This is a genomic window from Burkholderia puraquae (assembly GCF_002099195.1).
Lineage (GTDB): Bacteria > Pseudomonadota > Gammaproteobacteria > Burkholderiales > Burkholderiaceae > Burkholderia > Burkholderia puraquae.
This window is the reverse complement of sequence record NZ_NBYX01000001.1, coordinates 151,229-175,609: the sequence shown is the minus strand read 5'-3', so window position 1 is coordinate 175,609 and position 24,381 is coordinate 151,229. Positions and strand designations below refer to the sequence as shown.

Below are 24,381 nucleotides of genomic sequence, written 5' to 3'. Positions count from 1 at the left end.
AGTCATGCTTCACCCCGATTCATGCGCGGCGCGTGCCGGCCGCGCACGCGGCCCGCGCCGGGAGGCGGTCCGATGACCGCACCGGCCCGGGCCGGCCGCTACGCCGAGCTTGATTTCTTCCGCGGCCTCGTGCTGCTCGTCATCGTCGTCGACCACATCGGCGGCAGCATCCTGTCGCGCGTGACGCTGCATGCGTACGCGCTGTGCGACGCGGCCGAGGTCTTCGTGTTCCTCGGCGGCTTCGCCACCGCGATCGCCTACAACTCGCTCGCCGAGCGGCACGACGAAGCCGCCGCGCGCCAGCGCTTCATCCGGCGCGCGTTCGAGATCTACCGCGCATTCCTCGTGACGGCCGGCCTGATGCTGCTGATCACGGCTGCGCTGAACGCGTTCGCGATCGACGGCCCGAACATGCCGACCAACGACCTCGACGGCCTGCTCCACAAGCCGCTCGCCGCGCTGCGCGACATCCTGCTGTTCCGCCGCCAGCCGTACCTCGCGTCGGTGCTGCCGATGTATGCGTTCTTCGCGCTGCTCGTCCCGCTCACGCTGCCGCTCGCGCGCACGCAGCCGTGGCTGCTGCTCGCGTTCAGCGGGTCGCTGTGGTACGCGTCGCCGCACGTCGCGCACTTTTTGCCGACCGTCGAAGGTGCGCCGTGGGACTTCAATCCGTTCGCATGGCAGTTCCTGTTCGTGCTCGGCGTGATCGCGCGCTGCCAGCCCGTCTACCAGACGCTCGCGCCCAAGCCGCAGGGCTGGCTGCTGACGGCCGTCTCGCTCGCAGTCGTCGCGGCCGGCGCGTACTACCGGCTGCGCATCGAGCCGTTCCCGACCGATCCGTCGATCAAGCAGAACCTCGGCGCGCTGCGGCTTGCGAACTTCCTCGCGATCGCATGGCTCGCGGCCAAGCTCGTCCACCTCGGCTGGATGAAGAAGGTCGCGCACGCGATGCCGTGGATCGGCACGATCGGCCGGCAGGGGCTACTGTGCTTCGTCGCGGGCACCGGCATCTCGCTCGCGGTCGATTCGCTGCTTTACCAGGCGACCGAAGGCTATCTCGACGTGAAGCTCGGCCTGACCGCCGACGTCGTCGCGATGGGCCTGCTGTATCTCGTCGCGAAACTCTACGGGCCGCTCGTCGCGCGGCTGCCGTTCCGTTCGCGGCGATGACGCGCCGCGCCGTCATGCGCCGCTGCTACGATAGCCGGCGCCTCTCCTGAAACGATTCGACATGCGCCGACTCGCCCTTCCGTTCGCCATCGCCCTGATCGCCGGCTCCATCGCCACCGCCCGCGCCACGCCGCCCGCACCGGCGGTATCGCCCGCGCCACCGCCGCCGGCCGCCCAGACCGCGACGACCCCGTCGGCCGCCCAGGAACCTGCGCTCAATCCGGGCAGCAGCGTCGTGCTGCGCACGTTCCGGTCGGCGTCGCTGAAGCGCGACTGGTCGTACACGGTCTACCTGCCGCCCGGCTACAACCCGGAAGGCGCGCGCTACCCGGTGATGTACCTGCTGCACGGCAATGCCGGCAACGCGAACGACTGGGTCACGCAGGGCCGCCTGCAGGCCACCGCCGACACGCTGATCGAGCATCGCGAGATCCCGCCTGTCGTGATCGTGATGCCGCAGGGCGGCACCGACTGGTACGTCGACCGCAAGGAGAAGATGCAGAGCGCGTTCCTCAACGACCTGCTGCCCGAAGTCGAAGCGCACTTCGCGGTGTCGAACCAGCGCGCGGGCCGCGCGATCGGCGGCGTGTCGATGGGCGGCTTCGGCGCGCTGCGCTTCTCGCTGCTCGAACCCGGCCTGTTCTGCGGCGCGATGCTGCTGAGCCCCGCGATCTATGCGAACGAGCCGCCGCTCAATTCCGCCGCGCGCTACGTCGGCGTGTTCGGCGACCGGCAGTTCGACCCGCGCGTGTGGCACGAACTCAACTACCCGGCACTGATGCGCGGCTATTTCGCGCGCAGCTGGCGGATCCCGATGTTCATCGCGGCCGGCGACGACGACCTGACCATCCAGGCCGAATCGAGCGTGCTGTACACGCACCTGCGCCGGGCGCAGAACCCGGCAGAACTGCGCATCGTCGATGGCGGACATACGTGGGACGTATGGCGCGGGCTGCTCGGGCAGGGGTTGAAGTACGCGCTCGAATGCGTGAAGTGACGGCGGGCGGGTGTTGCCCCGCCCGTTTTCGTCAGGTCGGCCGCTGACCGGCAGGTCGCAGGCCGTCGACCCGTGTCATGCCCTGCGCACGCCATCCCCTGCGCGCCTGATGGCCGGCTCAAGCGGCCAGCTCAGGCGGCGGGCTCAAAGCCACGTGCCGCCCTGCCGTTCGCTCGGCTCCCCGGCCAGCGCGTCGAAATCGTGAATCCAGTCCAGGTGATGCAGCACGCTGTCGCGCTCGGCAAGACGTGCATTGCGTGCCTGCGCGGCCGGCCCGTCAGGCAGGTGCAGCACATCGGCCACGGAGATCGACGCATACTGCACCTTGCGCGTGCGGCCGCGGCGCAGCCGCTCGTACGCTTCCTGCGCTTCGCGCCAGTTGCCCGGCCCGGCCTGCGCGAGCTGCGCAGCCAGCACCACCGCATCCTCGATCGACTGATTCGCGCCCTGCCCGTGGTGCGGCACCAGCGCATGCGCGGCGTCGCCGATCAGCGTCACGCGCCCGCGGCTCCAGCGGCCGAGCGGCGGCCGATGGAACAGCCCCCAGCGCTGGCTGATCGGCACGGCGGTGATCATCTGCACCACCGCCGGATGCCAGTCCCTGAATGCGCGCAGCTGCTCGCCCTCTTCCGACGGCATCACCCAGTCGCGCGACGGCCACGGTGACGGATGACGCTCGACCAGCAGGAAATTCTGGTCGCCGTTGTCGCCGATCGGATAGTGCAGCAGGTGCCCGTGCGGCCCGATCCAGTACTGAAGCGTTTCGGGATCGTGCAACAGGCTCAGCCGCGCGGCCGGCACCACGCCGCGAAAACCCGAACAGCCCGAATACAGCGCATCGTCGTAGCCGAGCATCCAGCGCCGCGTGATCGAGCGCGCACCGTCCGCGCCGATCACGAGGTCGGCGTCGACGCGCACGCCGTTGTCGAACGCCAGCGTGACGCGATCGGCGTGCTGCGCGAGATCGGTCAGCCGATGGCCGAAATGGATGCATTCGAGGCCGACCGTCTTCGACAGCACGGCCTGCAGGTCCGCGCGATGCACGCCCCAGTATGCGCCGCCGAATTGCCGGCGATAGTCCGGGGCGCCGCGATGATGGCCGATCACCGCGCCGCTGCGGCCGTCGCGATAGACGAGCCCCGGGATGTCCGCGCACACCGCGTCGAAGGCCTCACGCAATCCCATGCGTTCGTAGAAGCGCGTCGCATTGGCCGACAGCGCCACGGCCGCGCCGACTTCGCGCAACACCTCCGTCTGTTCGTAGAGCTGCGCGTCGATGCCGTGCTCGCGCAAGGCGAGCGCGAGCGTCAGGCCGCCGATCCCGGCGCCGACGATCGCAATCTTCAGGTTCGTCTGCATGATGAAGGTGTCTCCGATATTCCGATGTGGGGTCTGCGGCTTGCGCAGCGGTCATGTCGATTGCATGTGCCGTAACGGTATTTTCAGGAGCCGACTTTCATCCCGCAATAAAATGAAATGAATCTGCATCATCACTGGATGCAATGAACCCGGCAAGGCGAAACCCATGGAACTGAGCGATATCGACCTCAACCTGCTGCTGCTTTTCCAGCGGCTGATGCAGGAACGGCGCGTGTCGAGCGTCGCCGAGCAGATGAACATGAGCCAGCCGGGCGTGAGCAACGCGCTCGCGAAGCTGCGCCGCCGGCTCGGCGATCCGCTGTTCGTGCGCGGGCCTGGCGGCGTGGTGCCGACGCCGTTCGCGCTGCGCCTGGCGGAACCCGTGTCGCACGCGCTCGCGACGCTGCATGCCGCGTTGAACCCGGAGACCGGTTTCGATCCGCTGCGCGCCGCGCGCACGCTGACGATCGGCATGACCGACATCGGCGAAGTCGTGTTCCTGCCCGCACTGCTCGAACACCTGTCGCAAGCGGCGCCGGGCATTGCACTCAATACCGTGCGCAACACGAGCGTCAACCTCGGCGACGAGATGGCCGACGGCCGCGTCGATCTCGCGATCGGCCTGCTGCCGCAGCTCAAGGGCGGCTTCTATCAGCGCCGGCTGTTCGATCAGCGCTATGTATGCCTGTTCCGGCGCGGGCATCCGCTCGAGGAGGCACCGCTGACGGTCGACACGTGGCGCAATGCCGAGCACCTGGTCGTGGTGTCGGCCGGCACCGGTCACGGGCAGGTGGACGAATGGCTGAAGCGCCGCCGCGTGACGCGCCAGGTGCGGCTCACGGTGCCGCATTTCATGAGTGTGGGCTACATCCTGCAGCGCACCGACCTGATCGCGACGGTGCCCGAGCATCTCGCGCAGCAGCTCGCCGCACCGTTTTCGCTGGGCTGGCGCGCGCTGCCCGTCACGCTGCCCGGCGCGCCCATTCACATGCTCTGGCATACGCGGGTCAATCAGGACGAGGGGAACCGGTGGCTGCGCGACGTGGTGGTCGATCTGTTTGCCGAGACGGGCACGCGGGCACGGAAGAGCGCACCCGGCCGGAAGAAGTAGTCCAGGTCATCGCGCAATCGAACCTGCTTTACGATGACGGTTGAACATGTGCGCTGCGCATTTCGACTACATTGCCGAAGTGGCAAGGTCATCGTTCATCCGCAGCCTCACCCGTCATTCAACCCGCAGGAAATCAAGCCATGTCTGTCTCGAAGCAATTCGCAGCCGTCACAGGCGCCGGATCCGGCATCGGTCGCGCAGCGGCCATCGCGCTCGCCCAGGCGGGATTCACCGTCGCACTGCTCGGACGCACGGAGGAATCGCTGCGCGAAACGCAGGAGGCGATCCGCGCCGCCCACGGCGACGCGCACGTATTTCCTGCGGACGTCACCGACGAAGCATCGGTGGACCACGCGTTTGCGCAGATCGCGCAGCAGTTCGGCCGGCTCGACGTGCTGTTCAACAATGCCGGCCGCAACGCGCCTCCGGTCTCCCTCGACGAATACGCATTCGATCTGTGGAACAGCGTCGTCGCAACGAACCTGACCGGCGTCTTTCTGTGTGCGCGGGCCGCATGGCGCCTGATGAAAGCGCAAACGCCGCAGGGCGGCCGGATCATCAACAACGGCTCGATCTCGGCACATGCGCCGCGCCCCGATACGATCGCGTACACGGCCACCAAGCATGCGGTAACCGGGATCACCAAGTCGCTGGCGCTCGACGGCCGCCGGTACAACATCGCGTGCGGCCAGATCGACATCGGCAACGCAGCGACGTCGCTCACGGAACGGATGACGCAAGGTGTCCCGCAAGCCGACGGCAGCCTCGCGCCCGAGGCGCGCATGGACGTCACGCATGTCGCGAACGCGATCGTCCAGATGGCGAACCTGCCGCTGGACACGAACATCCTGAACATGACGATCATGGCGACGGCCATGCCGTTCGTCGGCCGGGGATAAGACAGTTCGGCCGGGATGATCACGCTGCGCATGCAGGTCGACGCACGCACGGCGGACGAAGCCGGCGGGCTCACCGGCCACGAGGGCGACGAGTTCTGCCATGTGCTGTCGGGCGAACCGGCACTGCACTTTGCGCACAGCGAGCCGACGCGGTTGCGCGCCGGTGAAAGCGCATTGTTCTCGTCGCATCGGCCGCATGCATATGTGGCGCCGTCGCCTGACGGCGCCACGCTGCTCGCGGTGCTGACGCCGGCGGGTCAAGCCCAGCCGAAGCCAGTGTCGTCATAGTCTCTCGCGACGCGCCCGTCACACGCTGTCAACCGGCCTTGGATTTCTTGCCGGTGGACGGCGGTTTGACTATCACGAACTGGCGACGATCCTTGCCCCTGATCCAGAGCGGCGCATTGCCGCGCCCGCTCCACTCCTTCCCGCTCGCCGGATCGCGATAGCGCGCCGGCAGCACTTTCACGACGTACGAACCCCGGCTGCCGTTGCGGCCGACAAGGTCGCGATGCTTGATCGCGTAGGTATCCATCAGCGAGTGAACCTCCGCGATCGCATCGACGCGTTCGCGCGCGCGTGCGCGCTCGATTTCCTCGTCCAGTTCGGCCAGCTCGACTACGAGCTGTGCATAGGTCTTGCTCGCGCTCATCTTCTGCTTCCTGCCCTGCATCCGCACGCGAACCGGTATGATTCGCATGACTAACTGACTGTGTTGCGACACCCCGCGGGGACGACATTCACTTGATCGGCAAGCTGCTTGCCTCGGCACACCGGATAACGTGGTGCGACTCGATGCGACGGAAACCGTACTACACCACTGCGTGCCGGTAGACCGCGCGCGCCGAACCGACCGTCTTCCCGGGACGATCCCGTTACAGACATTCGGCGACACAATCACGCGCTGAATTTCAAATATCGAGTGATATTTGAAATGCGATCGTAATGGTATCCATCTCAAATATCAACTGATATCCTTCCGGACATGAACATGGCTCCCCCTCCCCCGCGGCTGAGCCGCGAAGAAAGCCGATTGCAGACCCGCGCACATTTGCTCGCCGCTGCGAAGCGGCTATTCGTCGATCGTGGGTTCGGCGCCGCGTCGCTCCGGGATATCGCGGCCGAGGCCGGCTATACGCAGGGCGCGTTCTATTCGAACTTCGCGAGCAAGGAGGCGTTGTTCGTCGAACTGATGCGGGAGCGCTCGAAGACGCAAGTGGCTGACATCGCCCGGGCGCTGAGCGACCCATCCGCGTCCGGGGAGGACATATTGAATGCGTTGGACGTGTGGTCACGGACTGTCGACGCCGAGCCCGAGTGGTCGGTGCTGGGCGTCGAGTTCAGGCTTCAGGGTCGGCGCAACCCCGCTTTTGCCGTTGCGTCGCAAGCGTTGCTGGACGCCCACCGAGATGGCCTCGCCTGTTGCATCGAACAGATTTTCGCGCGGCTGAAGAAAGTGCCGCCCGAACCGCCGGCCGTCCTGGCCATTTCGTTCATGGGGCTCTCGCAGGGCCTGTCGCTGCAGCAGTCGATCCTGTCCGAGGTGCCGATCGGGCACATGATCATGGTGTTTCTGCGCAGCCTGCTGGCCTCGGCTGCGCCGGTGCGTTGACCTGGAACGTCGAGGACGACACGGAAATGACCGGCTCCGCGACGGAGCCGGATCGCGCGTGACGTCGTTCGGTCCGTTACGGCCGTTCGACATACGCAATGGCGCCCGTATCCGGGCCGTGCCGCAGCCCCGTTCACGACGGCCGCGATGCCGTGGCGATACGCAGCCAACAGGCGTGCGGCGTCAGGCCCGAAGAATCTCCCCGGCAACCTGTTCGAACCGCACGCGCCCTTGTCGAAGCTCGACCGTGGCGTCGCTCCCGAAGTCGATGTACCCGCTGTTCAGCCCGCGATTCAGTTCGATGAATCCATCGATTGCCACGCTCGAGAACGGATTCATCGCGAGTACCCCGGCCCACGCGGAAAGCTCGAGCGCCACCGGCCGCACCGGTCGATTCAGCGCGTGCGCAAGGATCGCCGCGATGTCGGCGGGCGAATACGCGATCGGCCCTTCCAGGCCGATCTTCCGGATGCCCGCCCAGTCTTCACGCAGGAGGTTCGCCGCGATGCGGCCGATATCTTCGGTCGCGACCATCGGAATGGCGCGCTCGACCGGCACGAGCAGGCTCGGCAGGATGCCTTGCGTGCGCACCGGATCGACGACGCGCGCCCAGTTCTCCATGAAGTACGCCGCGCGCAGGAACACGACCGGAATGCCCAGTTCCGCCAGCCGCTGCTCGGCCGTGCGGTTGGTCCCGATCACGCCGGTGCCGGCCGCCCGGTCCGCGCCGACCGACGACAGCAGCACGAGTTTCGGCAGGCCCGACGCGCGCACGGCTTCGGCGACGGCGCGCGCCGTCACGTCCGCATGTTCGAACAGGCTCTCCAGCGCATAATTGGGCGGCTTGACCAGATACGCGCCGCGCGCGCCGGCGAATGCACGCGTCAAGGCGGCAGCGTCGGCCAGATCGGCAACCGCCACTTCCGCGCGGATCGATGATGAATCGACAGCGGCTCGCGAGAAGTCGATCTGGTCGGCCGCCCGCAACTTCGCGAGCAGCAGTTCGTGCAAGCGGTCCCACATGCCGGCGGCCTGCCAGTCGCGTAGCCATCGCCAACATGTCACGCGTGAGCCGCACCCCATCTCGGCAGGCAGGTCGCGCCACCGTAGTCCGGCCTTGAGAACGAACAGAATGCCGGTCAGCGAAGCGCGATTCGAAACAGGTAGACGGCCCGGGTGCGTCTCGCGCCGCGGCTTCGCTGGCGATAGTAACGGCTCAATCAGTGTCCACAATTCGTCGTCGATGATCGGCTTGCCCATCTCCTCGGCCTCGGTTGCTCCGATGCCAGGGGTTAACACCTCGCCGCGGAGGTTAACAGCCCCAAACAGCTTTTTGAACCCGTCTCTTAGAAGCGGTGACGCAGGCCAACCGTTGCCGCAGTTTGGCTAACCTTCGAGCTCGGGAACGCGTTGATATCGCCGTTGTAGATCGATGCACCCAAACCGGCGCCCTTCGTACCACGCTGGTACACCGCCTGAGCGTAGACGTCCGTGCGCTTCGACAGGTAGTAGTCGGCTTGCACGCCGAACTGATTCCAGTGCGTGCTGTTGCTGTTCAGTTTCGCATTCGTGTACGTATAGGCAGCGGCCAAGCCAAGAGCCGCCGTCAGGTTGTACTTCGCGCTGACTTCGTAGTTGTCAGCGCGCAGCGTACCAGCACCGTTCGTCTGGTTGTCGAGGCGCGATTGCGTCCATGCCGCGCCAACCAGTGCCGGGCCAAATGCATACGTTGCTGCGATGCCATACGTGCGGCTGCGGCCCTGGATTCCGTATGCAGTGCCATTCGTCGAATCGACATACGGGTTCACGGCGCCCGTCGCGGACAGACCAGCGTTATTCGCTTGCGAATATGCCACACCCAGCTTCAGGCCTTCATACTGGTACGACACGCCACCGCTGTATGCACGGTTGTTCGCAAAGTTCGTGCTGTTCGAGAGCGAGTAAGTGCCACCGAATTGCAGGCCAGCGTAGTTCACGCTCGTGTACTTGATCGTATTGTTCAGCGCGACGTCGCCGTTCGTGCTCAGACGGTCATTGTTCAGCGGATGCGCGAAGTAGGTGCCGCCCCACGAACCCGTTGCCGTCAGCGGCGCCAGGTAGTCTTGCGTCGTGTCGTACTGCTTGCCCAGCGTGACCGTGCCGTACTGGCTCGACAGGCCGACGAACGCCTGGCGGTTGAACATGCCGCCGTTGCCGTTCGCGAACTTGCCGTTCCCGACGTTGAAGCCGCTTTCCAACGTGAAGATTGCCTTCAGGCCGCCACCGAGATCTTCCGAGCCACGCAGGCCGAAACGGCTTTGGTCAATGCCCGACCCCATCGAAAAGCGCGACTTGCCTTGGCCGGATGCGTTCTGGACGTTGCTTTGGTAGGTGATGCCTGCGTCCAGCACGCCGTACAGCGAGACGCTGCTTTGCGCGTGTGCGACGGTAACAAACGATATTGCAACTGCTGCAGCGATCAGAGTCTTGTTCATTCGTGAAGCTCCATTCAAAAAAATGAGGCAGGTAAAGAGACGGGTCTCGCGACCTTGTTCATAAACGGTCTGCAACCGCCGGGAGGGCCTTGTTCTGTTGGTCATGCCCGGATAGATGTCCGTTGGGCAATCGGGGAGTGTAAAAGTGGAGAAAGTGCCGAACCGGCCAGAAACACAGATTTTCTGTATTTCCGTTGTTCCAATAGCCAACCTCACAAAAACACTTAAGCCAATGCTATTAAATGATTTTTATATAAACCTCCAAGGATGCTCAGAAGGAATCTTTGCGACGATTTTCTGATGCGCCCGCATCAACACGCGCCAAAAGGCCAGGCCGCCAGTCTCAACATTTCTCGAGCGCATCGACGGCACCGGAACCGAAGAGCTTCCGGCTCCACCCGGACAGCCTGTCGCTGAACAGCAGTTCGTACAGCACCGGCACCATGCCGAGCGTGATCAGCGTCCCGAGCAGCAGCCCGCCCATGATGGTGACTGCCATGCCGGTCCACAGCGTGCCGGCGAACAGCAGCAGCGGAATCAAGCCGGCGATGCAGGTCAGCTTGGTCATCACGATCGGCCGCAGGCGCGCCACGGCTGCCGCGACGACCGCTTCGCGGCGTGATTTGCCGGCCGCCAACTCGACCTCGATACGCTCCAGCAGCAGCACCGCGTTGTTGACGATGATCCCGGCCAGCGACAGCAGGCCGAAGTTCGCCATGAAGCCCAACGGTTCGCGGGCGATGATCAGCGCGGGCCCGACGCCAATCATCGCGAACGGAATGATCCCGACGATCAGCAACAGCTTGCGGAACGAGCCGAACTGCCAGATAAACAGCACCAGCATCGCGACCACCGCATGCGGCAGATACTCGCTGAGCGCCACGTTGGCCTCGGCGGACTCCTCGATTTCGGCGCCCAGCTCGATCCGGTACCCCGGCGGCAACGCGATCCGGCCGATGGCCGGCGCGAGCTGATCGACCGCCTGCTGCGCGGTGCCGTGGGTATTACGGCCCTTCACGGTTAGCGTGCGCATCAGATCGCGACGTCGAATCGTCGACGGCTCGGTATTCAACGTGACCGTCGCAACCGCGGACAGCGGAACCGGCGCGCCGCCCGCAGCCGGATGGATCAGCGTATTGGCGAGATCTTCCGGCCGAGTGCGCTCGGCTTCCGCGCCGCGCACAACCAGCGGCACCAGCGTATCGCCGTCACGCAACACCGAGACGTTGACGCCGGTATACCGCGTGGCCAACGCCGTAGAGATGTTCTCGCTGCTGACGCCCAGGCGCCGTGCCTTGTTCTGGTCGATCTCGACATCGACACGCGGCACGCGCGGCCCCCAATCGTCGTGGATCTGCACGATACCCGGCTGGGTATGCAACGCCGCCTGGATCTTGCGACCGATCTCGCGCAGCACGGCTTCGTCGGGACCGGACACGCGATAAGCCACCGTGCCGGCGTCGTGGGCGCTGCGCGAGAAGCGTTTCGCATCGGTTCGCACCTCGGGATGGTGTTGCGTCATCCACGCCTGGGTTCGTGCGATCACCGCGTCGAGATCCTGCGGCTTCGCGATGCTGACCGTGACGTAGCCGATATGCGACGCAGGCAGCGGCGGATTGAGCACCAGGACGACACGCGGACCGCCGTCGGCGACATAGCCGATGCTGGTCGTCACCTCGGGATTGCTCTTGCGATCGTTGAGCCAATGGCTCAGGTCGCGGACCACGTCGCGCGTGAGCCGTGCATCGCTCCCGGGCTGCAGCTCGAGTTCGACCTGGAACTGCGGCCGGTCGGAAGCCGGCAGGAACCCTGCCGGACGCGTGGCCAGGATCGCGAGCGCGCCGACCAACAAGGCAGTCATCACGACCAGGAACCGCCCCTTGTGGTCGAGGACACGGCGAATCAGGCGGGCATAGGCACCGTAGAAGCGGCTTTGCTTGACCGTCACGTCGGCATCGTGCTCGTGCGCATGGCCTTCGCCGTGATGGCCGGATTTCAGGAAGAAATAGCAAAGCAGCGGTGTCACCGTCAGGCAGAGCAGCCACGACCCGAGCAGCGACAGCGTGAGCACGACCACGAGCGGGCGCAGGTATTCGTTGGTGGCGGTGTCGCCGAAGTAGAACGGCGAGAACGCGAAGATGATGACCAACGATGACGTCAACAGGGGGATCGCCAGCGTACGGCCTGCTTCGATGCACGCGTGACGGCGTTCCTCGCCTGCGGCGAGACGGCGTTCGACGTCCTCCGCGATCACGATGCCGTTGTCGACCAGCAAGCCCAGCGCGATGATGATCGCGGCCATCGACACGATGTGCAATTCGATGCCCAGCGAGCGCATCACGAGCAGCGTGGCCAGGATGGTCAATGGCACGATTCCGCCCACCACGACGCCGGCGCGCCAGCCGAGGAACAGCACGACGACGATCATCACGATCACGATCGTCTCGATCATCACCTGGTTCATGCGGCCCATTTCCCGCTCGACCACGTCCGCCTGGAAGGTCACGTAGTCGAGCGAAAAACCTGCGGGCAACTGCTGCTTCAATTCGTCCAGACGCGCGCGCAGCGCCTGGCCAACCGCCTTGACGTTCTGGCCTTTGCGCATCGAGATGCCGAGGACGACCGCGTCTTCGCCGCGGTAGATCGCCGCGGACTCGGGCGGATCGACGGGCCGGACCTGCACCTGGGCGATGTCGCCTAGGCGCACGGTGCCCGGCGTCGCCTCCGCGCGCGCGCCAGCCGGCGGCACGGTAAGCACGAAATCCTGCAGTGCCTGCAGCGAGCGGATTTCGCCGGAGCTGACGACCGCGCTGTTCAGGCCCGACAGCACGAGGCGGCCGCCGGACTGCACTACGTTCTGCTTCTGCAACTGTTCCGTGACCGACGCAGCGGACAAATGCAGCCCCGCCATTCTGGCACGGTCGAATTCGATATAGACGCGCTCCTCCTGCAGGCCATGAAAGCTGACGCCCTGCACGCCGGGCACGCGGTACAGCCCTTCGCGCAGCAGCTTCAGCGGTTCTCGCATCTCGCTCATCGAGAACCCCGGCGCGGTCACCGCGATGGACGCGATCGCCACGCGACCGAAGTCGTCGTCGATCTGAGGGGGCAGCGTGCCGGCCGGGAACAGCGGCACCGCTTCGTCGACCTTGGCGCGCATGCGCTGAAACACCGGCATCAGTGCCCGCACGTCTTCACGCAACGAAACCTGGAGAATCACGCTGCCGTCACGCACGGTGCTCGTGACGTGCTTCAGTTCGCTCAATTGACGCAGGCGCTCTTCCAGCGGCCGGGCGACGAGCTGCTCCATCCGCTCGGCCGGCATGCCGGGGTTCGCGACGAACACCAGCGCGTCGCGAACGGTCGTGGAAGGCTCTTCCTGGGACGGGAACGTCAGGAAGGTGAACGCGCCGGTCACGAGAATCAGCAGCGCGACAAAGAAGGTGAGCCGGCTGGAATTGAGTGCGGCCTGGGTCAGCTTCACGAGCGCGCTCCCTGCAAAATGGTCTGCGCCCGATACGTGACGACAGACTGGCCCTCGTTCAGGACGGCGGTCCCCGCGACCACGACCTGCTCGCCGGCGCGCAGGCCTTGCGTAACGGCGACGCGCCCACCCGGCAGCAGGTTCCCGTCCGTGCGGATCGCGCGACGCTTCAGCGTATGGCTGGCGCCGTCGATGACGAAGACGCTGCCGCGGCCGGCTTCCGCGCCGGCCATGACGGCCGCCGCCGGCAGTGTGATGTCATGCGCCTCGCCGCGCGGCAGCGCGACGGACAGCACGCCGCCACTGCGCAGCCCGGAAGGGGTGCCCTGGACCCGGAAGATTGCATGCACCAGCGAGCCGTTGTCGCTCCGGCCGGACAGTCGCTCCATGATCAGCGTCACGCGATCCGTGCCGCTGCCCGCGTGGGCTTCGGCGCCGGGTGACAGCGTCGCGGCGATCGTGTCCGGCAGCATCACGACGGCTTCCAGCGCGCGGCCGGCTTCCATCTGCAGCACGCTCTGGCCTGCAGCGACATCCACGAACGGCTGGACCTGGCGCGCCACGATTTCGCCGTCGAACGGAGCCGTGATACGCGTGAACGCGAGATCGCGCCGGGCGCTCGCTATCGCGGCCTCCGCGACACCCAGCTGGCTCGCGGCCTGCTGATGCGACGCCTGCGCTGCCTGCAACGCGGGCGCGGAAATGATGCCGTCGCGTGCGAGTTCCTCCTGCTGACGCAGATGGGTGCGACGCTCGGCCAGGGTCGCGGCGGCGGCGGCACGATCGGCGGTCGCCTTGTCGAGCCGCCAGCGTGCCGGCGACTCGTCCAGTCGTGCGAGCACCTGCCCGGCCCGGACGCGATCGCCCACGTCGACCAGCATCGCAACGACGCGGCCCGACGACTCGAAGCCGAGGTCGGTGCGCTGACGCGCGCGAAGGGTCGCGACGAAGGTATCGGCATGAACCTGGCCGGCACCGCCAGTCACTTCAACCTTGACAGGCCGCGGTACGTCGGCAACAGGTGCGGCGGATTTGTGACATGCCGACAGCAGCGTTGCCGAGACGATCGCGCAGAGTACCAGCCTGCCCGCTTGAGGCATGGAACGGGAATGCATCGTAAAGCCTTCGAAATGAATGAGGGAGCTCAGGGAAGTTTGCGAATCGCGCTTTCCAGCGTGTCGCGCAACACTTGACGCTGCTCTGACGTAAACCGGTGCAGATTGAGAACTTCGAGCAGAGCGATGCCGTCGAGGGCGACGACCAACGCGAGCACCTGCCCCGCATCGGGGCCGCTTTGCGCAACTCGTGCATAGCTGCGCGAGAAGAAATCCCGCACGGGACCGGCCAGATGCGGATACAACGACGTGGCGGCCAGCAGGTTGGCAAGCAGCAGGCGGCGGTCTTCCGGCATGTCGAAGGTCAGCTTCGACAGCTCGGCCAGCGACGACTTCAGCGGCTTCGCGGAATCGTCCGCCTCACGCGCCGCGTGCGCCCGCAGCTCCAGCATGTCCAGTTCGCCGACCACACGCTCGATCAGCGCCGCCAGCAAGTCGTCGCGGGTTTTGAAATGGTAGACAAGGCCTGCTTTCGTGACCTTCGCGGCAGCGGCCACGGCTTCAATGGTCAGGTTCTGGATACCCTGGCTGGCCACGAGCTCGGCCGCGGCATCGAGAAGACGGTCGCGCGAACTGCTGCGGCCGGCTCGCCGCTCGGAAGTAGTCATGGTGCATCTCCTTGGGATTGAAACTACACTGTACGTATAGTATAGTTTCACGAACATCACGTCAAGACTCAAGGCAAACCCATGACGACCGCTGTTTCCCGCCCTGCTTCCGCGCACCGGGCGCTCACCTATCTTGCACTTGCCGCGACACTCGCATTCGGCGGCTGTGCGACCGCCCCGCCCAGCCACGTTGCCACGACGCCCGCCGTTGCGGCGCCCTCGCAATGGGCCGAGACATTGCCCGGGAATCAGGGCACCGTCGGCGACATGTGGTGGCGTGATTTTGGCGATCCGGTGCTCGATCGACTGGTGGACAGCGCGCTCGATGCCAATCGCGACCTGAAGATCGCTGCGGCGCGCCTCGCGCGGGCGCGCGCGCTCGGCGACAGCGCCGAGGCGGAGCGCCGCCCGCGGCTGGATGCGATGGCTCGCGGCGAGCGCGGGCGCGAAAGCAGCCTCGACCCGCGTGCGGAGCGCAGCAGCGTCGGCTTGCGTGCCGCCTGGGAAGTCGATCTGTTCGGGCGCGGTGCGTTGCTGGTGGACGCCGCACAGTCCGACAGCGCCGTCGCTCGCGAGGCGCTCCGCGCGACCCGCATTGCGCTGGCCGCGGACGTCAGTACCGCATATTTCGAATTGCGCACGCTGGAGCGGCGGTCAGCGCTCAAGCGCGAGGCGCTCGAAGTTGCGCAAAGGCAAGCGGTCGTGTCGGCGCGCAAATTCGCCGCGGGCCAGGTTACGGCGCTGGATGTCGAACGCTGGCGTGCCGAACTGGCTCAGGAACAGGCGTCGCTTGCACAGCTCGATGGCGAACACCGGGTTCGCTTGCACCAGCTCGCGCTGCTCGTCGGCAGCCCCCGCGCGCCCGAGCTTGGCGCGCAAGCCGTGCCGGTCGCACTGCCCGCGCCGCCCGCGACGGTTTTGCCCGCCACGCTGCTCGACCGCAGGCCCGATGTGCAGCGTCAGGCGCGGGCACTCGACGCCGCGCTCGCACGTGCCGGAGCCGCCAGGAAAGAGGTCTATCCGCGGCTCCAGATCGAGTGGGCAGGTACGAAGGAAAGGCTGGCCGCGGTCGGCGATGGCGCCTCGCCTCGCGTGGTCGTCGGCTATGGCGTGTCGGTGACGCTGCCCATCATCGACGGTGGCCGGATCCGCGCCAACGTCGCAGTGCACGATGCGCTCGCGCAGGAAGCGATGGCCGAATACGAGAAGGCCATGCTGGCGGCGCTTGCCGACGTCGAGACGAGTCTCACTCGATGGTCCGCCTCGGATCGCTCGATGCAGGAATGGCAGCGCGCCGAGGCGGCCGGCAGGGTCGCCGCTCGCAATGCGTCAAGACTGTATGACGCAGGCCAGGCCGACATGAGCGATGTACTCGCCGCTCGCCACGCGCACCTGCGGTCTCGCGACGCGCTGGAAAAGGCCGTTGGCGCGCAATGGGAAGCCGCGGTCGCCCTGCGGCGCACCTTTGCCGGAGCCGTCTAGGCTGCTTGGCCGAAGAAACGAGGCTCGCTGTCGGTCGAGCATTTCAGCGTCGATGGCACACTGATTCGGGCCCGGGCCAGCCTCACGCTCGGAAGGAGTGAGGATTCGGTCAGTACACTTCAGAGAGCTGAAAACGTGGCTGGATGCCGTTGCGATGTTGCCACGGCACTAGACGCCATGAGACACGCCCCCCCCCCCGGTATCGATTGATGTAGCTCGATATTGATACCGACCGCCTACGCTGTGCCTACACGATCCGAAAATAACGATAGCCCATCGGAAAAATCAAGACATAAGCACTTGAATAAAATCGTATCTACAAAAACAAACACCCTCAAACATCCGGATCCGGAATCCGCGCCGACTGGATCACGACGAGCGTGTCCCCCGCCTCGATCCTGCACGGCGGATCCTCGTAGAACGAAAAAATCTTCCCGCATCGATCGAGCCCGACGACGATCGCCCCCGGCACGACGTTCGTCATGCAGCCGACCTCTTGCGGCATGGCCTCGCGCTCCAGCAGCGTCGCGCGGCCGCGCGTCGACAGCATGTCGTTCACGAACGGCACGATGTAGCGGCTATGCACGGCATCCGCGAGCAGCAGCGCGCCGATCTTCGTCGACGACACGATCACGTCCGCGCCCGCCTGCCGCAATTGCCGCTGGTACAGGTTCTCCTGGATCCGCACGACGATCTTCGTATCGGGCGCGATGCTGCGCACCGACAGCGTCAGCAGGATCGCGGTCGGATCGTCGGTCACCGAAATGATCACGGCCTTCGCCGAGCGCACCTGCGCCTGCTGCAGCAGGTCTTCGTGCGCGGGATCGCCGAGCAGGCCCGTCACGCCGAGCGACGTCGCGGCCTCGAGCGCCTGCTGCTGCGAATCGATCACGATGATCGTCGTGGGATCGACACCGCTCTCGAGCAGTTCGCGCACCGCGATCGAGCCCGACAGGCCATAACCGCACACGACGATGTGATCGGACAATTGCTTTTGCAGGCGTTTCATGCGGAATTCCTCGACGACGCGCTGGATCACGAACTGATACGCCGTGCCCAGGAAAATGAACCAGATGCCGATACGGATCGGCACGATGAAGAACGCATCAATGAGACGCGCCCTCGCGGTGACGGGCACGATGTCGCCGTAGCCGACCGTCGCGACCGTGACCATCGTGAAGTACACGAGATCGGCAACGGTCATCGGCGTGCTCTTGGTCGAATCGCGCAACCCGTCGCGATCGAGATACAGGACGAGGAACGCGAGCATGCACAGCAGCACGACCGCGCCGATACGGAACAGCAGCGTGCGCCGCGGCGACGTCGCGGGACGCGTGAACAGCGTGCGCGTACGCGGCGCCTGCCACGGGTTGCGGGCGCGACGCAAGCGTGAGCGCAACGAGCGGCGCTGGGCGGAGGGCGAAGCCAACGGGGAATCTCCTGAAGGATGCGGGCTCGATTCTACGATGGGTCGGCCGCGACCGGACGACGTCATCGCGTCGCTTCGTCCGTTACAACATGCTGCGCGGCCGCACCATCGTTCCATCGACGAAGCGCTGCGCGCGAAACGCCGACAGGTCGAGCGACGGCGCGCCCGTGTCGATCCATTCGGCAAGCAGCCGCCCGACGATCGGCCCCATCGCGAAACCGTGGCCGCAGAACCCCGTCGCAATCGCGAGCCCGGACGGCGTGCCCGGCGCGTCGATCACCGGAATGCCGTCGGGCAGCACGTCGATCAGGCCGGCCCAGGCCTCGACGATCTGCACGTCCTTCAGCGCGGGGAAGATCGCCTTGAGTTTTGCGAGCGCGCGCGGCGCATGCGCGCGGTTCGGCTGCGGCTGCGGATCGCGCGGCTCGATCGGCCCGGGCGCACCGTTGATGCGTGCCAGCGCATCGCGCCAGGCAGCCCCGTTCACGTGCAGCCGGAATTTGTCGCGCTGCGACCAGAACTCCGGCCAGAACAGGCTCAACCCGCGCAGGTGGCCGAGCGTCAGGTCGACGTCGACCTGCATGTCGTCAGCGAGATTGATCGCGCCGTTCTTGCGCTGCCGGATGCCGAGGCCGTGCCCCCAGACCGTCGACGCCGACACCGGGGGCACCACATTGGTGCGCATGCAGGTGCCGCGAACCGCCTGCTGCGGCAGCCGGATACCGACGCCGTCGAGCAGCCGGAAGCTGGTCGCGCCGGCCGCGCAGATCACGCGCCGCGTGCGGATCGTGCCGCGCTCGGTTACGACGCCGGCCACCGCGCCGCCGGCCGTCTCGATCGCAGTCACGCCGCAGCCTTCGAAGAAGCGCGCCCCCGCCTCGGCGGCACGCGCGGCGAACGCGGCGGCCACGCGGCGCGGCTCGGCCTGCCCGTCGGTCGCGGTGTACAGCCCGCCGAGCGTACGCGCGTGCGGCGAAAGGCCGCTGACGCGCTCGTCGATCTGCGCGCGCGTCAGCGTTCGCGTGTCGAGCCCGTGCTCGCGCGCGACAGCGAGCCATGCGTTGAACGATGCCCAGTCCGTTTCGTTGTCCGCAACATAAAGACAGCCGCCCTGCCGCCACTCGAGATCGAAACCGAGGGTTTCCTCTAACCCCTCCCAGATCCGCATGCCGGCCATCATCAGCGGCACCTCGGCGGCTTCGCGACCCTGCTGCCGCACGAAGCCCCACGCACGGGTCGACTGCTGGCCGGCGATGCGCGACTTGTCGAGCACGACGGCCTTCAGGCCGCGCAGGCCCAGGTAATACGCGGCTGCGCAGCCCATGATGCCGGCGCCGGCGATCACGACGTCGGCTTCGGGCGGGAATGGCGTGTCGGCGAGGCTCAGGGCATCGTGCAGCGGATAGGTTGTCGTCATTGTTTCCTGTCAGGCGTTAATTCATCCGGATACGGAGCGCGGTGGTAACGTCGTGACACACCTTTCACACAAACGCACCTTTCACGACACTGAATAACGACCATTTTGCGGTAAAGTTATCTTTTCCGCGCGTGGCCGGTCGGCTCGCCCCTGGACGTCATGAAGACTGTCCGTCGAGACTGCCGCAAGGCGTCGTTCTGAACGTCACGATCCGTTCCCGTAGCATGACCACTGAAGCAATCACCACGGATTCCCTCGCGGTTGCCGAGCGCGTGCGCGAGCTGATGACCCGCAACGGCATCGGCAAGCGCCAGCAGACCACCGAGCTGTGCCGCATCCTCGACCTGAGTTTCTCGCAAGGCCATCGCAAACTGCGCGGCAGCAGCCCCTGGACGCTCGCGCAAATCAAGAAAGTCGCCGAAGCGTACGGCGAACCCGCCGCCCAGCTGTTCGGCGCGCAAACGCTCGACCCCGGCATGGTCGGCGCCTATTCGCAGGAGGCCGTGCTTTACGCGGGCGTCGCCGAGATTCCGTGCACCGCATGGATCGGCGCGCCGCTCGAAGCCGGCGCGCGCCCCGAATTCGTCGCGTATGAACAAAACGGCCGCTGGCGCGTGCTGCGCCACACGGGCGTGCTGTACCAGAACGCGTACGACGTGCACAAGATCGAGATCTATCCGCGTCGCGCGGAGAGCGACAAGCTCGTCGTCGCGGTGATCGACCCCGATCGCGTCAGCGCGACCGAGCTGTGCCGCTATCTCGAACGGCAGGGTTTCGCGACGGCCGCATTCGATGGCCTCGCGCCGTTCGTCGATGCGCTGCAGGGCCAGGCGTTCGACGCGGTCCTGACCGAATGGCTGTTCGACGACAGTACGGCCGCCACCGCGATCAAGGCCGTGCGCACGTCCGACAACCCGGGCGCACCGATCTTCGTGCTGACGGGCGACCTGCTCACCGGCCGCGCGAGCGAGGCCGACATCAGCGAAGTGATCCGCGCGTTCGACGTCGTCTGCTACGAAAAGCCCGCGCGCATGGCGATCCTCAGCGCCGATCTCGCGAAACGGCTCGCACGCGGGTAACGTCCCCGGGCCGTTCCTCCTCCGGACGGCCGATGTCCGCGCGGCACGGCGGTCGTGAACAGGTTCATCGCTCAGTACAATAGCCGCACCCGTTCACGCTCACGCCGGCTTCCGCCGCCCGACGCCATGGCCCGCCTCATCCCCGACGACTGGAAAAGCCTCGCCGCGACCGGCGCGGCCGAACGCGAGCGCGAAACGCTCGCCGCGCTCGAACACGCGCTGCCCGACAGCTACACCGTGTATCACGGCGTGCACTGGACGCGCGCCGATCAGGCGTTCTCAGTGTTCGGCGAGGCCGCGTTCGTCGTCGTGAGCCCGGCCGGCCGCGTGCTGCTGATCGAGCAGAAAGCCGGCTTCCTGCGCGAAACGCCGAAGGGGCTCGTGAAGGTCTATCTGCAGAAGGAGCGCAATGTCCCGATCCAGCTCGCGCGCACGCAGGAAACGCTGCACCGGCGCCTGACGGCCGCACTCGGCGCAGGCGTCTACGGCGTCGAGGCGCTGCTGTACTGCCCTGACTACGCGATCCGCGACGCATCGATCGCCGGGGTCGCGGCCGACCGCATCGTCGATGCGTCGCGCAAGGCGCAGCTCGCGCAGGTGATCCTGCAGATCCTGCCGGAAGACGACGAACACTTTCCGAACGCGCCGAAACTCCACCATTTCCTCGCGGACGAGCTCGCGCTCACGCCCGACACGAGCGCGCTCGTCGGGCAGGCCGGCACGCTCGTCACGCGGCTGTCGGGCGGGCTCGCCGCGTGGGCGCGCCAGCTCGAATTCGCGCCGTTCCGGCTGCGCGTGACCGGCACGGCGGGCTCGGGCAAGACGCAGCTCGCGGTGCAGGCGATGCGCGATGCGGTCGCGGCCGGCAAGCGCGTGCTCTACGTGTGCTTCAACCGGCCGCTCGCCGACTACATCGCGCGCATCGCGCCGCCCGGCGCGAAGATCGCGAACTACCACCAGCTGTGCGACTGGGTCGCGCGCGACGGCGGCTATACGCCCGACTTCCAGGTGCCCGGCGAGTTCGAGCGGCTCGAAGCGCGCTTCGCCGAAGCGCCGATTCCCGAGCACTGGCGCTTCGACGTGCTGGTGGTCGACGAAGGCCAGGATTTCCATGCGCCGTGGGCGGCCGCACTGGAGCGCTTGCTGGCGCCGGACGGCGCGTGGTGGTGGCTCGAAGATCCGCTGCAGAACCTGTACATGCGCGAGCCGGTCGCGCTGCCGGGCTGGGTCACGCTGAAGGCGCTCACGAACTACCGGAGCCCGCGCGACCTGCTCGAATTCGTGCGCGACATCGTCGGCCGGGTCGAGCCGCTCGCGGCCGAGCTGCGCTCGGGCAGCCCGTTCGACGGTTCGGATCCGTCGGTGTCGGCGTACGGGGCAGAAGGCGCGTCGGGAGACGCGCTGGCCGAAGCCTGCATCGATGCGACCAAGCGGGCGATCACGCACGCGCTTTCGCTCGGCTTCCGCAAGCAGGACATCGCGGTGCTGTCGTATCGCGGCCGCGAAGGCTCGGTGCTCGCGCCGCTCGACCAGCTCGGCCCCCACCGGCTCAAGAGCTTCACCGGCAAGTACGACCTGTTCGGCAACCCCGAGTATCGCGAAGGCGACGTGCTGCTCGATTCGATCTACCGCTTCAAGGGCCAGTCGGCGCCGTGCGTGATCCTCACCGAGGTCGACTTCGACACGCTCGATGCGCGTGCCGCGCGCAAGCTGTTCGTCGGCGCGACGCGTGCGACGATGAAGCTGCTGATCGTCGCGTCGTCACGTGCGGCCGCGCAGCTTGGGGCGGGTTGACGCCGGAGAGCGGCTCGTCCGGCACGGGGACGAACTCCGGATCCCCGACATTACGCGCCGACACAATCGGGCACATTTCGTTTCGCCCCAGACCCTGAACGGGTCGCCTTCTTCGCGATTCCGGCGACACCTGATGGTTTATCCCCGTGCGGCACATCGTTACGATGCCTGGCCATTCGCTGCGAACGGGATATTCGATGGCCGACGTAAAGAAGGTGCCGTACTACAAGCCGCAGAAAGGGTTGTTTGGATCAGCGCTGAAAGAATATCAGGGCTCCAGAGGGTGCATTCCCCTAGAGACCCAGAAGAGCGTTTCGCTCGACAGACTGGCGCCGGGGGAAAAGCCACCGCCCCCTCTTCCCAAGCCGACGCCCAAAGCGCCGAGTGCTCCCAGGCAGGGTTCTGCTTCCGCCCCGTTGCCGAAAACCGACCAGGCGAGAGTCAAGGAACCACCGAAGCCACCAGAAGCCGAAGTCTGCGAAAACCCGCCGCCCTTCGATCTTCAAGACGTACCGATCGCGATGGACAACTTGGGCTGGAAGGTCTCGGCCAAACTTGCGCGAATCTGGTTTGCGAACCCTGCGCATACTTACAATGACGACCCAACGTCAATTCAGCCATTGAATGACGGCGACGTCACTCTTGATTGGGTTTTGAGATTCGGGAGCGTCAGGAAAAAGTATGAAAAGCTCCTGGCGGATGATATTTATAGCGAGCGATCCGTGACGACAGCAATAAACATCACCAGGCCGTTCATCAAAAATCTCTTTCTGGATAGACGCTCAACATTCAGCTTCAACACCTCCGGATTTATCGAAAATTTACAAAAATTCCATTCCGACTGGCAGTTTCAGTTATCACCAGTAAGCAATCTTGACACCCTGGAAAATTTTTCACCAACGGATCTCACCGGAGCACTAGCGAATTTCAACATCTACGTCGCAATAGGGAGCGTTGAAATTTCGGGAGAGAAGTATTTTCGGTACGAAAAATCCGGCAATTTCTACTGCCTTAATGCGACCGGGAAAATTACACACATCTACGCTTACGTCAAAGATAATTACTCATTCAACAGCAAGCAATATCTCGGGCACTGGAACAAACATGGGGTAATTATCTCACCAGGCTCACTGCTGACAGAATCCAGCTCACCAAAACGAAACTCCGATATTGACATCTGGGCAAGAACCATCAACAAACCCGTCGATACGCGGAGAGGTTTGTTTGGACGATTCAGGGATTCCGACGTTTACTTCCCTGTCTACAATGCAGACTACAATCGCTGGCGGCAAAAGCATCATCGAGGCAGGGACTTCATGATATATTCAAAACCAGTCCGTCTGAGACTGAGTAAACCAATTCATCTTGAGCTTGGTGAGATATGCAGACTAGAGCCATCAGATACATTGGCTTAGCCATCATTTTTTATATCGGCGCGGGCGTGATCATTCATTTCAGTCGACCTGCCTATGGGCGATGCGATTTCTACGATCGCCCGGAAACGCTGGATGGTGGCATAAAAAACATGAATGGAGTTCCATATCGATTCAAGATGTGCGGTACCGGCGGAAATGATCAAGACGGGACGAACGATAAAATAGAACTGAGGGTTTTCAGCGAAAAAGGTGAGATTCTTGCGAAACGATACTTCTCCGTCAACTGGTACCACGGAAAGAGCTTTCATCAGCCCTTGAATTATGAGGGCAACCTGGTTCGTTACATCGATTTGACCGATGAATCGAACTACAATAAATATCTGATGATTCCGCCAACCAAGTGGGACTGGCTTCGCGCCAGACTGCCCCTCTTTTGAGCACACATGATCAGGCCCGACAGCATCCCGACCTTCCACGATGCCGAGCTCGTCACGATCGACCATCGTCCGGCCGATCAGGAGTTGCGGCTTCGCTTCCGTCGAGTCGGTGGCGAAATCCATTCCTTTCGCTTCACCGGCGTCATTTCCCTGCGAATCATCGATTTTACGCAACAGAATGTCGTGTCTCGCCTTCTGCTATCTCCCGTCTATCCGTTTTCGCAGACAGAGGTGCGACAGTGGCTGAAATGGATAGGCAGCAGGGAGGATTTCGACGCAGCGAATGTCGACGATTCTCGGCTCAATCAGTATCTGGCCGATTTCGACGCCGATCGAAAGGCATTGTTCGTACTCGAGCCGTCATGTGGCGCAGAGGTTGCGGTGCTGTGCGAGACGATCCGGCTCGACTCGGATCCTGACGTCTGACCATCTCGCGGGCGGCGTCGGGACAATCACGGCGCCACAGTCGCGAATGAATTGAAGCGGGGGCAAAAAACAGACGCAGTCGACAGTCGCACGGGTCTCAACTGCCCCCACC

At 65.1% G+C, this 24,381-nt stretch carries 21 protein-coding genes and 1 pseudogene; 12 read left to right on the top strand and 10 right to left on the bottom strand.

Annotated elements, in window-relative coordinates:
* Positions 1 to 72 precede the first annotated feature (72 nt).
* Both B7G54_RS00790 and B7G54_RS00785 read left to right on the top strand, forming a co-directional pair.
* The gene (locus B7G54_RS00790) at positions 73 to 1,170 is read left to right on the top strand and encodes an OpgC domain-containing protein (RefSeq protein WP_085037920.1); all 1,098 of its coding nucleotides are present in this window, start codon (positions 73 to 75) and stop codon (positions 1,168 to 1,170) included.
* A gap of 61 nt (positions 1,171 to 1,231) precedes the next feature.
* On the top strand, positions 1,232 to 2,167 hold the full coding sequence (locus tag B7G54_RS00785; protein WP_085037308.1) for an alpha/beta hydrolase: 936 nt from the start codon (positions 1,232 to 1,234) through the stop codon (positions 2,165 to 2,167).
* A gap of 144 nt (positions 2,168 to 2,311) precedes the next feature.
* Here B7G54_RS00785 and B7G54_RS00780 read toward each other — a convergent pair whose 3' ends face one another.
* A complete protein-coding gene (locus B7G54_RS00780) occupies positions 2,312 to 3,526 on the bottom strand; it encodes an FAD-dependent monooxygenase (protein ID WP_085037307.1) in 1,215 nt (404 codons plus the stop codon).
* Positions 3,527 to 3,692: 166 nt separating this feature from the next.
* On the opposite strand from B7G54_RS00780, the gene B7G54_RS00775 reads away from it, so the two are divergent.
* The 3 genes from B7G54_RS00775 to B7G54_RS00765 all read left to right on the top strand — a co-directional run bounded on the left by B7G54_RS00775 (position 3,693) and on the right by B7G54_RS00765 (position 5,824).
* The gene (locus B7G54_RS00775) at positions 3,693 to 4,637 is read left to right on the top strand and encodes a LysR family transcriptional regulator (RefSeq protein WP_085037306.1); all 945 of its coding nucleotides are present in this window, start codon (positions 3,693 to 3,695) and stop codon (positions 4,635 to 4,637) included.
* A gap of 140 nt (positions 4,638 to 4,777) precedes the next feature.
* Positions 4,778 to 5,536, top strand: a complete 759-nt coding sequence (locus B7G54_RS00770; RefSeq protein ID WP_085037305.1) for an SDR family oxidoreductase — start codon at positions 4,778 to 4,780, stop codon at positions 5,534 to 5,536.
* 15 nt (positions 5,537 to 5,551) lie between these two features.
* Complete coding sequence (locus B7G54_RS00765) at positions 5,552 to 5,824, top strand: cupin domain-containing protein (RefSeq protein ID WP_085037304.1); 273 nt, start codon at positions 5,552 to 5,554, stop codon at positions 5,822 to 5,824.
* 28 nt (positions 5,825 to 5,852) lie between these two features.
* Here the strand turns inward: B7G54_RS00765 and B7G54_RS00760 are convergent, their stop codons facing one another.
* On the bottom strand, positions 5,853 to 6,188 hold the full coding sequence (locus tag B7G54_RS00760; RefSeq protein WP_244289234.1) for an H-NS histone family protein: 336 nt from the start codon (positions 6,186 to 6,188) through the stop codon (positions 5,853 to 5,855).
* A 339-nt stretch (positions 6,189 to 6,527) separates the two neighbouring features.
* Between B7G54_RS00760 and B7G54_RS00755 the strand changes: the two genes are divergently transcribed.
* The gene (locus B7G54_RS00755) at positions 6,528 to 7,148 is read left to right on the top strand and encodes a TetR/AcrR family transcriptional regulator (protein ID WP_244289233.1); all 621 of its coding nucleotides are present in this window, start codon (positions 6,528 to 6,530) and stop codon (positions 7,146 to 7,148) included.
* A 183-nt stretch (positions 7,149 to 7,331) separates the two neighbouring features.
* Here the strand turns inward: B7G54_RS00755 and B7G54_RS00750 are convergent, their stop codons facing one another.
* The 6 genes and pseudogenes from B7G54_RS00750 to B7G54_RS00730 all read right to left on the bottom strand — a co-directional run bounded on the left by B7G54_RS00750 (position 7,332) and on the right by B7G54_RS00730 (position 14,829).
* Positions 7,332 to 8,081 (bottom strand): NmrA family NAD(P)-binding protein, encoded by a 750-nt coding sequence (locus B7G54_RS00750; protein WP_482764045.1) that lies wholly within the window; start codon positions 8,079 to 8,081, stop codon positions 7,332 to 7,334.
* A pseudogene (locus tag B7G54_RS39480) lies at positions 8,073 to 8,408 on the bottom strand (transposase); the annotation flags it as partial. The pseudogene B7G54_RS39480 and the gene B7G54_RS00750, both read right to left, overlap by 9 nt.
* An 86-nt stretch (positions 8,409 to 8,494) precedes the next feature.
* Positions 8,495 to 9,622, bottom strand: a complete 1,128-nt coding sequence (locus tag B7G54_RS00745) for a porin (protein WP_085037300.1) — start codon at positions 9,620 to 9,622, stop codon at positions 8,495 to 8,497.
* A 343-nt stretch (positions 9,623 to 9,965) separates the two neighbouring features.
* Complete coding sequence (locus tag B7G54_RS00740) at positions 9,966 to 13,106, bottom strand: efflux RND transporter permease subunit (protein ID WP_085037299.1); 3,141 nt, start codon at positions 13,104 to 13,106, stop codon at positions 9,966 to 9,968.
* A complete protein-coding gene (locus B7G54_RS00735; protein WP_085037298.1) occupies positions 13,103 to 14,221 on the bottom strand; it encodes an efflux RND transporter periplasmic adaptor subunit in 1,119 nt (372 codons plus the stop codon). The genes B7G54_RS00740 and B7G54_RS00735 overlap by 4 nt, the downstream gene beginning before the upstream one ends.
* Positions 14,222 to 14,250: 29 nt before the next feature.
* On the bottom strand, positions 14,251 to 14,829 hold the full coding sequence (locus B7G54_RS00730; protein WP_165765526.1) for a TetR/AcrR family transcriptional regulator: 579 nt from the start codon (positions 14,827 to 14,829) through the stop codon (positions 14,251 to 14,253).
* A gap of 81 nt (positions 14,830 to 14,910) precedes the next feature.
* Here B7G54_RS00730 and B7G54_RS00725 point away from each other — a divergent pair, with 81 nt between their 5' ends.
* Positions 14,911 to 16,311, top strand: coding sequence for an efflux transporter outer membrane subunit (locus tag B7G54_RS00725; protein WP_085037296.1), 1,401 nt, complete (start codon positions 14,911 to 14,913; stop codon positions 16,309 to 16,311).
* A gap of 334 nt (positions 16,312 to 16,645) precedes the next feature.
* Here B7G54_RS00725 and B7G54_RS00720 read toward each other — a convergent pair whose 3' ends face one another.
* Both B7G54_RS00720 and B7G54_RS00715 read right to left on the bottom strand, forming a co-directional pair.
* Entirely contained in the window at positions 16,646 to 17,740 is a 1,095-nt protein-coding gene (locus B7G54_RS00720; RefSeq protein WP_085037295.1) for a potassium channel family protein, read from the bottom strand.
* A gap of 82 nt (positions 17,741 to 17,822) precedes the next feature.
* Complete coding sequence (locus B7G54_RS00715; protein WP_085037294.1) at positions 17,823 to 19,157, bottom strand: NAD(P)/FAD-dependent oxidoreductase; 1,335 nt, start codon at positions 19,155 to 19,157, stop codon at positions 17,823 to 17,825.
* Between the two features lie 224 nt (positions 19,158 to 19,381).
* Between B7G54_RS00715 and B7G54_RS00710 the strand changes: the two genes are divergently transcribed.
* The 5 genes from B7G54_RS00710 to B7G54_RS00690 all read left to right on the top strand — a co-directional run bounded on the left by B7G54_RS00710 (position 19,382) and on the right by B7G54_RS00690 (position 24,269).
* Positions 19,382 to 20,236: a helix-turn-helix domain-containing protein gene (locus B7G54_RS00710; protein WP_006485970.1), complete on the top strand. Its 855-nt coding sequence runs from the start codon at positions 19,382 to 19,384 to the stop codon at positions 20,234 to 20,236.
* 126 nt (positions 20,237 to 20,362) lie between these two features.
* Entirely contained in the window at positions 20,363 to 22,030 is a 1,668-nt protein-coding gene (locus tag B7G54_RS00705; RefSeq protein ID WP_085037293.1) for an ATP-binding domain-containing protein, read from the top strand.
* Positions 22,031 to 22,227: 197 nt separating this feature from the next.
* Positions 22,228 to 23,445: a DUF6402 family protein gene (locus B7G54_RS00700; RefSeq protein WP_175130431.1), complete on the top strand. Its 1,218-nt coding sequence runs from the start codon at positions 22,228 to 22,230 to the stop codon at positions 23,443 to 23,445.
* A complete protein-coding gene (locus B7G54_RS39475; protein WP_244289232.1) occupies positions 23,412 to 23,843 on the top strand; it encodes a hypothetical protein in 432 nt (143 codons plus the stop codon). Before B7G54_RS00700 ends, B7G54_RS39475 begins: the two co-directional genes overlap by 34 nt.
* Before the next feature lie 6 nt (positions 23,844 to 23,849).
* Complete coding sequence (locus tag B7G54_RS00690) at positions 23,850 to 24,269, top strand: hypothetical protein (protein WP_085037292.1); 420 nt, start codon at positions 23,850 to 23,852, stop codon at positions 24,267 to 24,269.
* The last annotated feature ends 112 nt before the right edge of the window (positions 24,270 to 24,381 follow it).